Source organism: Flavobacterium sp. FlaQc-30 (assembly GCF_044005885.1).
Taxonomy (GTDB): domain Bacteria; phylum Bacteroidota; class Bacteroidia; order Flavobacteriales; family Flavobacteriaceae; genus Flavobacterium.
Genome location: NZ_JBIPCO010000010.1, coordinates 110,807 through 124,974 on the forward strand (window position 1 = coordinate 110,807; position 14,168 = coordinate 124,974).

Here is a 14,168-nt window from a genome sequence, read left to right on the forward strand (position 1 = left end):
TGCAAATGTATAAAATATTTTTCACTATACAAACGTTAATTCATTAATTTTCAACAACATTATTTATCACTATGTTTTTACGAGCAAACAATAGATATTTGCATCGCATTTAATCAACACAAAACTACACTTGAAACAATTTATACTTATATTTTTCTTCAGCCTAAGTTTTTCTTGTTATGCACAAAACTTTCACTTAACCATTAATGGATTAAATCCTGCCGAAACCCAAGTTATAGACTCAACAAATTATTCAAAAACCCATAAAAACACAAAATTCCTTCTTGACGAAATAAAAATCACATCACAAAAGCTATCAAGAAAGGGATACATAGACAACCAAGCAACAACTACCACCAAAACAAACGACAGCACTTATAACACTTTAATAATCTTAAAAAAACAAATTACCAGCATACACTTAAACATAAAATCGATTAATTCCATTTTCAATTTAGAAACAAAAAAAAATGACAACATAATCATTCCATATAATGAAATAGAAAACTATTTAAGCAAAATAACAGTTGATGCAGAAAAACAGGGTTACGCACTAAGCAAACTTAAACTTGAAAATATTCGCAGAAAAAATCAAATAATATATTCTGACTTAAAATTCGAATCAGAAAAAAAACGCGTCATAAACTCCATCATTATAAAATATCAAAACACAACTAAAACAGATTATTTCCCGAAAGGACACCTAAAACAGCTAAACAAAAAATACACACACAAAACCTTTAACCAAGAAACATTAAAAGAACTCTACACAGATATTAACAATTACGAATTTCTTAATCAAACCAAATATCCCGAAATTCTTTTCACAAATGATTCTACAAAGATCTACTCGTACATAGAAAAAAGAAAAGCAAACACTTTTGACGGCTATATAGGCTTCTCTAATGAAGAAAACAAAAAAATAAGACTCAACGGATATCTTGACATCACCTTATTAAACACATTACACTCAGGCGAACAATTTTCACTGTACTGGAAAAGCGATGGCAACCAACAACAATCTTTTAATACAAAAATCGAAATTCCATACATCTTTCAAAGTCCTCTTGGAATAAAAGCACAATTAAACATATTTAAACAAGACAGCACTTTTCAAAACACCAAAACATCGATTGATCTTGGTTATTATTTAAAATACAATTCCAAAATCTATCTAGGCTATCAAGCAACAGAATCAAGTAACATCCAAAACACAAACGACTCAACTATTAGTGACTATAAAAATTCCTTCACAACACTAACCTTCGACTACACAGAAAACAACGACAGCAACGATCTTTTTTACAAAAAAGCAAACATCTACTCCACAATTGGCTTTGGAAAAAGAAACACTTCCAACTCAACATTATCAACAAAAACAACCCCACAACTACTCCTTAACTTAAACCTATCTTACAACTTTGAAATTAACAAAAAAAACTTTTTTTTCACTAACCTTCAAAGTCAGTATCTAAAAAGCAAAAACTACATAACAAACGAGCTATTCCGATTTGGCGGACTTAAATCAATTCGAGGATTTGCAGAAAACAGCCTTCAAGGCAACAACATCAATTTACTACTGACAGAATACCGATTTCTCACAAGCCAAAACTTATACATACACAGTATACTCGACTACGGCCTATACCAAGACCAAACCAACCCAGCAAGTCCAAAAAAAATCAACACATTATTTTCTGCCGGTCTCGGACTAGGACTTCTAACAAAAAACGGACTTCTAAAAATCACAATAGCAAACGGAAGCACAAACAAAACCGAAATCAAACCATACAACAGCATCCTAAACATAAACTACAACGTCAAATTTTAAGAGTCACCACTACATCAAAAACCAACAAAAAACTTAACCATTATTTTACATTAAAAAAAAGAAACAACCAATATTAAACACCGAACACCACTTCTTTTTTATTGCATTACAAATAACTTAACACATAACCTTCTAGCGATTATCACAATTTTAACAAAAAGCAACACGGCTAACAAACTCTTTTTTAAGACAAAAGTTATAAAAAAAACAATTAAAAAGCCCTCTTGAATAAATTTAACATTTCGCGCATTGTCAATATTTTTAATTATTCTCAATTTTAACACAAAAAAATACGGATTTATAATTTTAGACCAGTTTTTACGAATAAAACAACAATATACCTACTCAAAATTATAATTTAACTAAAAAAAAAGCTTCTTATATTAGGTAGATTAACAAATTATTAAGATTTTTGTCGAACTAATTCAAAATATTTAAAAATGAAACTAAAGTTCAATGGATTCTTAGTGCTTTTATTAGTACTAGTTGCGCAACTTTCTTTTGCGCAAGAAAGAGCTGTTTCTGGAACAGTTTCTGACAATGCAGGAATGCCTTTACCAGGTGTGAGTGTATTAGTTAAAGGAACCAAAACAGGAACACAAACAGACTTTGATGGTAAATTCTCTATCAAAGTATCATCAAGCCAAGTTTTGGTATTTAGCTACATCGGGATGAAATCTCAGGAAGTAGCAGCAACCTCAACTTCTATTAATGTAAAATTAAAAGATGATTCAGTAGAACTTGAAGGTGTAGTTGTAACTGCATTAGGGATTAAAAGATCTGAAAAAACACTTGGATACGCAGTATCAAAAGTAAGTGCAGATGAAATCTCAAAGTCAGGTGAACAAAACGTTCTTCAAGCTTTAGCTGGAAAAGCAGCTGGGGTTCAAGTTATTGGAACGGGAGGTACTCCTGGAGCATCAAGTAAAATTATTATTAGAGGTGTGAACACTATTAATCGTAGTTCTGACCCTCTAATCGTTGTTGATGGTGTGCCAATTGACAATACTACAAGTCAAACAGCAGCTGGAGACAATCCTTTTAATGCCAATTTATCTGGTATCAACAACTCTAATAGAGCATTAGACATTAATCCTGACGACGTAGAAAGCGTATCTGTACTTAAAGGACCTGCTGCTGCTGCGTTATACGGAGAAAGAGCTGGTAATGGTGTAATCCTTTATACAACTAAAAAAGGTAGAGCAGGAAGAGGTTTAGGAATTGATTTTTCTACTTCGTTAGGAATTGACAAAGTAAGTCAATTACCAGCTAGACAAGGAAAGTATGTACAAGGAACTAGCGCTACTGCTACTTCAATCCCAACTAATACACCTCAAAGCTGGGGACCTGCTGCATCAACTTTAGGTGTACCAATGTATGACAATGTTGGAAACTTCTTCCAAGAAGGATTAACTTACACAAACAACATCTCTTTTTACGGAGGTGACAACAAAGCTACATACAGAGCTTCTTACGGGAATACTACACAAACTGGTATGATTCCTGAAACAGGATTGAAAAGAAATACCTTAAGAGTTGTAGGAGATTTAAAACTTAGCGATAAATGGAAAACTGGAGGTAGTTTACAATACACCCACACTACAAATACCCTAGCTCAAAACGGTAGTAACGTTTCTGGAGTTATGTTAAGTTTATTGCGTTCAGTAGGAAACTATGACTTAAGAAACTACATGGATGCTGAAGGAAATAACAAAAACTATTTCGCATCTTATGATAACCCATATTTCACAGTAAACGAAAACCCAGCAACAAGTGATGTTAACCGTGTTTTCGGAAACATGTTTTTAACTTACACCCCAGCTGAATGGTTATCTTTAACTGCAAAAGGTGGTATTGACGCTTACTCTGATTACCGTAAACAAATTTACGCAATCTCCTCTAATGGTGATAACCTTGCAGGAATTGGAGAAGTCGCATTTAACAATATCAACAACAAACAGTACTATGCTGACTTCATCGCGAGTGGTTTACTTCCATTACAAACTGAATGGTTAAAAATCAACTATACAGCAGGTCTTAACTTACGTTCAAGTCAAAATACCGATGTATTCTCAAGAGGTAAAGAACTTGCTGTAAGAGGTCTTTACAACTTATCAAACGCTACTCAATTATATGCTTCAAACGCTGACGAAAATATAATGTCAAGAGCCGTTTTTGGACAATTAGAATTTGATATTAAAAACCAACTTTTCATAACAGGATCTATTAGACAAGAATGGTCATCTACTTATGGAACGAACGCTAACAGCGCTATTTTTCCTGCAGCATCTGCATCATGGGTCCTAACAAGTTCTTTTGATTTACCAGAAGCAATTAGTTTTGCAAAACTAACCTATGGCTACGGTGAAGTAGGTATCGCTCCTGCTCCATACAGAACAATTACTACTTACACCCAACCATTTATGACTGACGGTTTTACAGATGGTCTAAGTTTCCCTTACAATGGAATTAATGGAATGACAGTTGCTGGAAGTTTAGGAAACCAAGATTTAAAACCTGAAAGAGTATTAGGTCATGAATTAGGTTTAAGTGCTAAATTCTTAAACAACCGTTTATCATTTGACGTAAACGCATACTACAAAACATCTAAAGATTTATTAATCACTTTACCATTACCAGCATCAAGCGGTTTCCAATCAGTTTACCAAAATGCTGCCGAGTTAGTTAACAAAGGATTAGAAGTTGAATTAGGATATGATATTTTCAGCAAAAGCAATCCTTTCCAATGGAATATCAATGCAAACTGGGCCAAAAACGAAAATGAAGTAACTGATATTTCAGGAAGCTTAAATGATATTCAAATTGAAGCAGCTTTTGGATCAATTGGATATTATGCTGTTAAAGGTCAACCATTAGGAAGCTTCTACGGAACTAGATGGGCACGTGATGCAAACGGAAATAAACTTATCGGAAGTGATGGTTTAGCAATTATCGATGGAGAAACTGGTAACTTAGGAAACTCTGCACCGAAATGGACGGGAGGTCTAAGAAACACTTTCACATACAAAAGAGTAACATTATCAGGTTTATTAGATTTTAGACATGGTGGAGTTGTTTACAACGGTACCTTGGCAAGACTTCATAACTTTGGTGTTTCTGAGGCATCTGCTGACAGAGAGCGCACATACATAATTGATGGTGTTAAAGCTGACGGCTCTAAAAATGACATTGCAATTACAGCTAAAAACTACTACCAAAAATACCTAGGTGATGGTGGTGGAGCTGCTGAAGAAGCTGTAACAGACGTTAACTGGATCAGATTACGTGATGTGACTTTAAGCTATGACTTTGATGTAAAAAGATTTACAGCAATCAACTCAGCTCAAATATCATTTACCGGAAGAAACTTATGGTTAAACACAAATTATGAAGGTGTAGATCCTGAAACAAGTTTAACTGGTGCTGGTTCAAGAATTAACGGATTAGATTACTTTAATAATCCAGGAAGTAAGTCATTTATCATGACTCTTAAAGTCGGCTTTTAAATTTAAAACAAATAAAAATGAAAAAATATATAAAAAGTATAATTCTTACAGCTGTTGGTGCTAGTTTACTTACCAGCTGCCAGACAGAATTAGACACCTTTAATGAAAACCCAAACTCTCCTATAACAACCACACCAACTTTATTGTTGTCTGCTATGGAAGTTTCGACATTTTCAACACACACAAGTGGTCTAATCAGAACTTCGAATATTTTTGACCAACACTTGGCTGGTACTAGCGTTGGACAATTAGGAGATATTCAACGTTATATTCTAACAGAACAAGACGTAAATAACGAATGGAACACAGTTTATGGAACTACTTTAATTAGTGGTCACATTTTAAATCGTGATTTTGCTGATAAATTCCCTTACTATAATGGTATTGGACAAGTATTAACAGCCTTAAACTTAGGATACGCAACAGACGTTTGGGGAGATGTTCCTTACGATGAAGCTTTTAGAGCCGAAGAAGGAAACAGAGCTCCAAAATACAATACACAGCAGGAAATCTATCAAAGATTACAAACAATACTTGATGAAGCTATTGTAAACTTAAAAAAACCTGCAGCTAGCAATGAAACTAGACCAGGAGCTGACGATTTTATTTTTGCTGGAAACACCGCAAAATGGATTAAAGTTGCTTACGTATTAAAAGCAAGATATGCATTAAGATTAACGCAAGTTGATACAGGTGCAGCCCAAAAAGCATTAGATTACATTACTGCTGCTGGAATGACTGCAAATACTGATGACGCTAATGCAATTTTCTTTTCAACTGCAAACACACTAAATCAATGGTATGCTTTTGATAACAGCCGTAAAAACTATCTTAAAACGGGAGCTTATTTTGTTAACTCTTTAAAAAATACCACTGACCCAAGATTAAAATTTTCTATTGCCCTGAGTACTCCTTCAGCAGAGGTGCCAGTACCAACATATATAGGTAACGCACCTGAAGATTTAGAAACGACTTATTCTTCATATATCGGATCTGCCTACGCAAGTGCCACTTCACCTGTTGGAATGGTAACTTATGCAGAAGCTAAATTTATTGAAGCAGAAGCTAAATTTAGATTAGGTCAAAATGCTCAACCAGCTTTAGAAGCTGCTGTTGCTGCATCTGTTTTAAAAGTTACAGGAACTCCAGCAACACCGGCATTCTTAGCTACAGCAGCTACAACTGTTACTTTGGCAAACATTATTCAGCAAAAGTACTTGTCTCTTTTCTTAACAATGGAGCCATATAATGATTACAGAAGAACAGGATTGCCTGCATTGGTCCCAAACCAATCATCAAATACTAAAACTATTCCTGTAAGATTCCCAACTCCTTCGGACGAAAGAAATTACAATCCAAACGCAACAGTTGTTAGTAATGTAACAACTAAGGTATGGTGGGATAAAGACTAATTTATTTCAACAAGTAAATACACTAAACCACTCTGTTCATTCAGAGTGGTTTTTTTATATAAACAATATACCTATATTTGTCCTATGGAAAAAGAACATCAAATATTTGGCATTAGAGCCATTATAGAAGCAATACAAGCAGGTCAGGAAGTAGATAAAGTATTTATACAAAAAGATATTTCTGGTGAATTAATGAAAGACTTAATGAAGGTAATGAAACGTGCTAACATTAATTTTTCTTATGTACCTGTTGAAAAACTAAACCGACTAACTCCAAACAATCACCAAGGTGCTGTAGCAACTATTTCACCTATTGGGTTCATAGATATAGAACACCTTGTAGAATCAACAATTGCTTCGGGTTCTAAACCATTATTTTTAATACTGGATCAAATCTCGGATGCCAGAAATTTTGGCGCTATTATTAGAACAGCCGAATGTACTGGTGTAAACGGAATTATAGTACAAAAAGCTGGTTCTGCTCCCGTAAATGGCGATACTGTTAAAACATCAGCTGGTGCTGTTTTTAATGTTCCTATCTGCAAAGTAGAACATATTAAAGATGCAATATTCTATCTTCAAGGGTCAGGAATTAAAACTGTGGCGGCAACCGAAAAAACAGATCAAAACATTTATGATATATCATTAAATGAGCCTGTAGCGATTATCATGGGATCTGAAGACAGAGGAATCAATCCATCTGTGCTTAAGATTGTTGATGAAAAAGCAAAATTACCAATGTTTGGATCAATAGGATCACTAAATGTATCTGTTGCCTGCGGTGCTTTTTTATATGAAGCCGTTCGCCAAAGAAGCTAAAAAAAATTTTGAAATAGGGTGGCAACTTAATACAACATTGAATGTCTTTAAAACCTGTTTATAAAATAATATTTAACAAACTCTGCTTAATTGTTGCAGTATTCCTAACTGCAACAATTAACTATGGACAAACCACAAAATACAATCAATTTTGGGGCGAAGTTCAATTTAACAGAACGCTCAGTGAAAAATGGTCTACAGAACTAAACATCGGAACGAGTTATAGCAGTACAGAATCTTCTCCCAATATATTTGACCAAAACACACAAAGATCTCTTCGAGGATGGGCGCATTATTACCTTTCGCCACGCTGGAAACTATCTTCATTCGTTGCATATTATAACAACAAAGATGTACCAGAAATAGGTCAATTTCAATCACCTGAATGGAGATTTGCTCTACAGGGTATTTATTATTTTCATAAAACAGGCTATACTCTCAGTACACGCTTAAGAACTGAGCTTCGTCATATGAAAAATCAAGATGATACTTTTGAAAATGTATTACGATACAGACAGCAAATTAAATATATCAAACCAATTAACAGCAAAGTTTTACGCGAAGGTGTCATATACGCAATTGCATCCGATGAAGTTTTTTTCAAATCGGGCACAAAAGTAACCGGGCAAAGTTTCTTTGACAGAAACAGATTAAATATAGGTGCAGGATACCTATTTACAGAAGATACACAAATTGAACTAACTTATGCTAATGAATACCTGCCAAGAAATGACAATAATCAAATTGTAAATGCAGTATCATTAACCCTAACGTTCAACAACCTGCTAAAGAATATAAATAAAAAGATTTTACACAAGCCTGAGGCTCCACACGAAGACTAACCTCACTTCTCCTCTTTTTTCAAAAAGCAAGCAAGCTGCTTCATGATTGCATCTTTATGAAGTTTAAAATTATAATCTCGAACAAATTCAGTTCCCTTCATATTGATTGTTGCTACAACGGCTTCAAATTTAGAAAACGCCTCCAAATCTTTATTGTCTATTAGATATAAAACCTGCATAATAGAATCATTCTCTAAATACTGTGTATCAAAATGAGTCAACTTATACTCTTTATGATCCGCCAGCTGAATAACTAGATCATCCTTAATTTTTTTTCCTTCTTTTTTTAACGGAAAAGGAGTTGGCTGAAGCGCCACAAAATAACTCTCTTTATCTGTAACAATATTAATTTTTAGAGATTTAGACTTCGTTGTATAAAAAACTGCCGGATCAAAATAATATACCATAGATCCATCGGCCAGCACCTTATTTTTAACATCGCACTGCGCATAAAAATTAGAACTGCAAAACAGCAAAACCAAGACAGCAAATAATACTTTTCTCATAACCTCAAATTAATAAATGCACTAAAACAAAAATAACTAATTTCCACGAAAATCAATTATCCTTTTCCTGATTATCTACTGATTCCGATTTAGTTATAACATAATACACATTAATATCAGAATGAAAATAAGATTGAACCTCATTCATCTCATCTTCATCCTTTTCAATATTTACAAAATTTCCATTCTCATCAAAATGTTTCATAAATGGATCTTCAAGAGGATTAAAATCGGGCTTCTGCCATTCATAAACAATAGGTTTCGAATATTCAGGTGTTTTATAAAATAAACTGAGTGCAAATCCCGTTAAAAGACCTGCCAAATGACCTTCCCAAGAAACCTTGGCATCAACATCAGGAAAAACATACCAAATCATTCCTCCATAAAGTAAAATCACCGACAATGAAAGTGCAACCAATCGATAATATTTTGTTTGAATTCCTTTAAAGAAAATAAAACTTACCAAAACATAAATTAAACCGCTTGCACCTATATGAAAATTTTCGCGACCTATAATCCATGTAATTAATCCCGAAAACAAAATACCATAACCAATAACAGGAATGGTTTGTTTAGGATAAAAATATTGTAATGCGGCCAACAAAACCAAAAGAGGAATGGAATTATTGTATAAATGCTCTAAATTTTCATGAATAAATGGACTAAAGAAAACGCCTTGTAATCCATAAAAATCTCGTGGATAAATTCCATTCTTATAAAAATCGAAATCAAATCTAATCTGAACCCAATAAACAATCCACAACAAGAGGACAAAAATTACTGGAAGGCCAATAACAGCATTAGAAAACTTAAAATGGTTATCATTCATCTATGTCAAATTATAGTCTAATAATTTACATCAAAAAACTATCCAGTTACAATTTACTGATAATTTGTCAGTCAGCAAAAACTTCTTAAAACTTACTTCTTACCAAGTTCCGAACCTCTAAATAATAAGAAATACATTTGAAAATAGTAATTTTACAAAATGGAAGCACCGTTAGCCGAGCGTATTCGCCCACAGAAACTAGAAGATTACATTAGCCAGAGCCACTTAGTAGGACCTAATGGTTCATTAACGCAACAAATTTCTAAAGGAATAATTCCCTCTCTAATTTTATGGGGACCGCCGGGAACTGGTAAAACTACCTTAGCACAAATTATAGCTCAAGAATCAAAACGCCCGTTTTACATCTTAAGTGCTATTAATTCTGGAGTAAAGGACATTCGTGATGTAATTGAGAAAGCTAAGCAAAGCGGCGGCTTATTTACAGCCAAAAACCCCATTTTGTTTATCGATGAGATTCATAGATTTAGTAAATCTCAGCAAGACTCCCTTTTAGCTGCTGTTGAAAGAGGCTGGATTACTTTGGTTGGCGCGACCACCGAAAATCCAAGTTTTGAAGTTATACCTGCATTACTGTCACGTTGTCAAGTTTACATTCTTAATGCTTTTACAAAATCAGATTTAGAAGCATTATTACACCGCGCACTAAAAAGTGACAAATACTTAGCGTCAAAAAATATTGTACTAAAAGAAACAGAAGCATTACTACGTCTTTCTGGTGGTGACGGTCGAAAATTGTTAAACATTTTCGAACTTGTAATCAATGCCGCAGCCACCGAAGAAGTTGTTATTACAAATGACCGCGTGTTTGAGTTAGTCCAACAAAATACAGTTCTGTATGACAAAAGCGGAGAACAACATTATGATATTGTTTCTGCCTTTATAAAATCAATTCGAGGAAGCGATCCTAATGGAGCTGTTTACTGGCTGGCAAGAATGATTGAAGGTGGTGAAGATGTAAAATTTATTGCGCGCAGAATGTTGATTCTATCAAGTGAAGACATTGGAAATGCAAATCCAACGGCGTTTATTATGGCAAACAACACCTTTCAGGCTGTAACTACTATTGGATATCCTGAAAGTCGAATAATCCTTAGTCAATGTGCTATTTATCTCGCTACTTCTCCAAAAAGTAATGCCTCTTATATGGCAATAGGAAACGCACAGCAATTGGTAAAACAAACAGGAGATTTACCCGTTCCTATTCATCTGCGAAATGCTCCAACCAAACTTATGAAAGAGTTAGGTTATGGTGACGATTATAAATATTCGCACGATTATGCAAATAACTTTGCTGAACAAGAATTTTTGCCTGATGCCATAAAACAAACGGTTCTTTATAATCCAGGAAACAATTCAAGAGAGAATAGCAACCGTGAATTCTTAAAGAACCGTTGGAAAGATAAATATGGTTATTAAACCATCAATTTATTTAAAATTTTACTGAAACTTTTTCAGAAACTAATTTGTCGTTTTGATAATATTCAAAATACCATTGATTGTCTTTTGCGTTCAAACTTCCTTGAACACCATTTTTAATTGCAATAAACGAATCTGGGCGTGACGTTTTTAAAAGTTTCATAACAACTTTTGGAGTTTTGTCTATTAACTGATATCCGTTTTCCATTGGCTGTGCGTACAATAAATTAGGATCAGAAACATCTGCAGTTGGTGTTGCAGCAATTTGCACAGCAGGAACTAAAGATGTTGCCGCTATAACTGTTTGTGCTTTATTAGAAACAGGCGCTGCCGATTTACCACTATATTTATAGTGCAAAGCATTAACAGATTTAAAAGCATCTTCTAAACTTTCCTTATATGCCAATTCATAGTCTTTTTCTTTGCTTCTTCCTGTTTCAGATGTGTAAATTACTTTTCCGTAACAATCCTTAAACTCAATAAAAAGTTTAGTTACTAAAAATGCATTATCTCTTTTTACATCAATATACAAAAGATCGCATCTATCACTAAAACCTGCAGGAATTTCTTCGTTTACATAAAAAGCCTGAAAGCCCGCTTTAACTAAATTCGTTTTAGTCATTGTGGCTAATCTGTACTGATTATCTGTTTTAATAAAATCATATTTAAGCGGTATAATAACAGCCTTATAATCGTTAATCGATTGCGAAAATCCAAGGACTGAACAAAGAAGCAAAGTCAACAAAACTTTTAATTTCATAATTATAAATATTTTTTAAGTTCTAATAAATGATTAATTTGTTTATATTTTTCAGGTATTTCAATGTTTTTAACATTAAAAAAAATAGCATCTAGACCAGCATTCAATGCACCGTTTACATCAGCATCAAAATCATCACCAATCATTATACTTTTCTCCTTTGATGTTTGTGCCAAATTGACTGCATAATCAAAGATAATACTATTTGGTTTTTTAACACCTGCTGATTCTGAATTTGTAATGGTAGCAAAATAACCGCCTAAGGCCGCATTATTAATCTTTCTATCTTGTACGTTTGCAAAACCATTTGTTATGATATGAAGCTTATACTTTGGTTTTAGATATTCTAGAACCTCAATAGTTCCATCAAAAAGATGATTATTATCTGGCAAAAATGCTATATAATCATTAGCAATCTGATTGATGTTATCGTCAGAAATTGTATAATCTAGCGCTTCAAAAGAAAGCTTCAATCTATTATAACGCAATTCTTGATGTGTAATTTTATCCTCTTGATATAATTTCCAACAAGCCTGATTAATAGGAGCATATTTTTCAATAAAATCTTCGACTCTAACTTCAGAATACTTCTCGCTAAAAATTCGGTCAAAAGCCATTTCTGAGTTTTTATCAAAATCCCAAAGCGTATGGTCTAAGTCAAAAAAAATGTCTGTAATAGTGGTATTCATAAATTAAAATATTCCTTCATCTACAAAACTATAATATTTTGTTTCAGTAATAATCAAATGGTCTAAAATTTTAACATCTAAAATCGCTCCAGCAGTTTTTATTCGTCGCGTTATATCTTTATCAGCATCACTTGGGATCAGATTGCCCGAAGGATGATTATGACACAAAATCAAGCCGGTAGCTCTATTTTCTAATGCCAGTCTAAAAACTAATCGAGTATCGACAATTGTTCCGGAAATCCCGCCTTTACTTAATTGTGTTTTAGAAATTACTTTATTTGAATTATTCAGAAAAAGTACCCAAAACTCCTCGTGAGGTAATTCTCCAATAATAGGCCGCATAATTTCGAAAGCAATTTTACTTGAAGTAATCTTTTTTAACTCAACAGTATCCTCTGCCCTGCGCCTGCGTCCTAACTCTAAAGCTGCAATAATGGTAATCGCTTTTGCCTCTCCAATACCTCGAAAGTTAATTAATTGAGAAATATCCAACTTTCCTAATGAATTAAGATTGTCAACACTCGCTAAAATACGTTTACTCAAAGCAACCGCCGATTCATTACGACTTCCAGAACCAATTAAAATGGCCAACAACTCAGCATCACTCAAAGCATCTTTCCCTTTCAGCATTAATTTTTCGCGTGGCTTATCATCATCTGACCAATCTTTAATAGGAAAATGATTTGATTTCATAAAAAAGCATTATTTATCATTAACTGAAAAACTAAATCAGCTAATTTTTCAGGAGGACGAATATATTAAAAAATAAGAAAAATCATTCATAAAAAATTATTCTATTTATTTATTGCTTATTTTTAGATCGCTTTAACTTAAACCAACTTTTTCAAAATGAAATCATTTTATACCATCATAATCTTATTTGTTTTTTTATCATGCAACCAAAAGCAAACAGGCCTATTAACATCTGAAAATTCACAAGAAACAGCGAAAACTTTCGAACAAAGATTATCAAGTGCTGCACTATCTATCGTTGATTCGTCAATAGATTACGATCCTGCCTATTTTGCTATTCAATATCCAAATGGAGATGTCCCGGCAAACAAAGGAGTTTGTACTGATGTGGTAATACGTTCGTATAGAAAATTAGGAATAGACCTTCAGAAAGAAGTGCACGAAGATATGATTGAAAATTTTAAACTATATCCCAATTTAAAAAGATGGGGAATGACTAAAACAGATACTAATATTGATCATAGAAGAGTACCCAACCTTGAAGTGTTTTTTGAAAGAAAAGGAATAAAATTGCCAGTAACTCAAAATCCCTCTGATTATAAAACGGGAGAAATTGTAACATGGATGATCAATAACAAGCTGCCGCATATTGGAATCATAACCAATAAAAAATCAAAAGACGGGGAACGAAATTTAATCGTTCACAACGTTGGCGGCGGACAAGTTCTAGAAGATTGTTTGTTTGAATATAAAATTGTAGGACATTATAAATTTCAATTGGAAAATTAGATAAAATGTCAATTTGATAATTAAAAATTAAGCTCAAAAAAAAAGCCGATTGTAA

General features: G+C 33.5%; 12 protein-coding genes. 7 read left to right on the forward strand and 5 right to left on the reverse strand.

Going from position 1 to position 14,168, the window contains the following annotated elements; genetic code table 11:
- The first annotated feature begins 130 nt into the window (after positions 1-130).
- The 5 genes from ACHRV0_RS20045 to ACHRV0_RS20065 all read left to right on the forward strand — a co-directional run bounded on the left by ACHRV0_RS20045 (position 131) and on the right by ACHRV0_RS20065 (position 8,410).
- Positions 131-1,831 (forward strand): ShlB/FhaC/HecB family hemolysin secretion/activation protein, encoded by a 1,701-nt coding sequence (locus ACHRV0_RS20045; protein ID WP_395442210.1) that lies wholly within the window; start codon positions 131-133, stop codon positions 1,829-1,831.
- A gap of 440 nt (positions 1,832-2,271) precedes the next feature.
- Positions 2,272-5,337 (forward strand): SusC/RagA family TonB-linked outer membrane protein, encoded by a 3,066-nt coding sequence (locus tag ACHRV0_RS20050; protein WP_395442211.1) that lies wholly within the window; start codon positions 2,272-2,274, stop codon positions 5,335-5,337.
- Between the two features lie 17 nt (positions 5,338-5,354).
- Positions 5,355-6,749, forward strand: coding sequence for a SusD/RagB family nutrient-binding outer membrane lipoprotein (locus tag ACHRV0_RS20055; RefSeq protein WP_129023594.1), 1,395 nt, complete (start codon positions 5,355-5,357; stop codon positions 6,747-6,749).
- 84 nt (positions 6,750-6,833) lie between these two features.
- Positions 6,834-7,568 (forward strand): 23S rRNA (guanosine(2251)-2'-O)-methyltransferase RlmB, encoded by a 735-nt coding sequence (rlmB, locus tag ACHRV0_RS20060; RefSeq protein WP_129023593.1) that lies wholly within the window; start codon positions 6,834-6,836, stop codon positions 7,566-7,568.
- A 41-nt stretch (positions 7,569-7,609) separates the two neighbouring features.
- Complete coding sequence (locus tag ACHRV0_RS20065; protein ID WP_395442212.1) at positions 7,610-8,410, forward strand: DUF2490 domain-containing protein; 801 nt, start codon at positions 7,610-7,612, stop codon at positions 8,408-8,410.
- Between the two features lie 2 nt (positions 8,411-8,412).
- Here the strand turns inward: ACHRV0_RS20065 and ACHRV0_RS20070 are convergent, their stop codons facing one another.
- Positions 8,413-8,916 carry a hypothetical protein gene (locus ACHRV0_RS20070; RefSeq protein WP_395442213.1) on the reverse strand — a complete coding sequence of 168 codons (504 nt, stop codon included), beginning with the start codon at positions 8,914-8,916 and terminating at the stop codon, positions 8,413-8,415.
- A 52-nt stretch (positions 8,917-8,968) separates the two neighbouring features.
- The gene (locus ACHRV0_RS20075) at positions 8,969-9,745 is read right to left on the reverse strand and encodes a rhomboid family intramembrane serine protease (RefSeq protein ID WP_395442214.1); all 777 of its coding nucleotides are present in this window, start codon (positions 9,743-9,745) and stop codon (positions 8,969-8,971) included.
- 159 nt (positions 9,746-9,904) lie between these two features.
- Between ACHRV0_RS20075 and ACHRV0_RS20080 the strand changes: the two genes are divergently transcribed.
- Positions 9,905-11,182 carry a replication-associated recombination protein A gene (locus tag ACHRV0_RS20080; protein WP_129054148.1) on the forward strand — a complete coding sequence of 426 codons (1,278 nt, stop codon included), beginning with the start codon at positions 9,905-9,907 and terminating at the stop codon, positions 11,180-11,182.
- Between the two features lie 13 nt (positions 11,183-11,195).
- Here ACHRV0_RS20080 and ACHRV0_RS20085 read toward each other — a convergent pair whose 3' ends face one another.
- From ACHRV0_RS20085 to radC, 3 genes are read right to left on the reverse strand one after another with little or no spacing between them, the layout of a single operon-like run.
- Positions 11,196-11,942, reverse strand: a complete 747-nt coding sequence (locus ACHRV0_RS20085) for a hypothetical protein (protein WP_395442215.1) — start codon at positions 11,940-11,942, stop codon at positions 11,196-11,198.
- 2 nt (positions 11,943-11,944) lie between these two features.
- Entirely contained in the window at positions 11,945-12,631 is a 687-nt protein-coding gene (locus tag ACHRV0_RS20090) for a YjjG family noncanonical pyrimidine nucleotidase (RefSeq protein ID WP_395442216.1), read from the reverse strand.
- 3 nt (positions 12,632-12,634) lie between these two features.
- Positions 12,635-13,324, reverse strand: coding sequence for a DNA repair protein RadC (radC, locus tag ACHRV0_RS20095; protein ID WP_129054155.1), 690 nt, complete (start codon positions 13,322-13,324; stop codon positions 12,635-12,637).
- A gap of 156 nt (positions 13,325-13,480) precedes the next feature.
- Between radC and ACHRV0_RS20100 the strand changes: the two genes are divergently transcribed.
- Positions 13,481-14,113, forward strand: coding sequence for a DUF1287 domain-containing protein (locus tag ACHRV0_RS20100; protein WP_395442218.1), 633 nt, complete (start codon positions 13,481-13,483; stop codon positions 14,111-14,113).
- Positions 14,114-14,168: the final 55 nt, after the last annotated feature.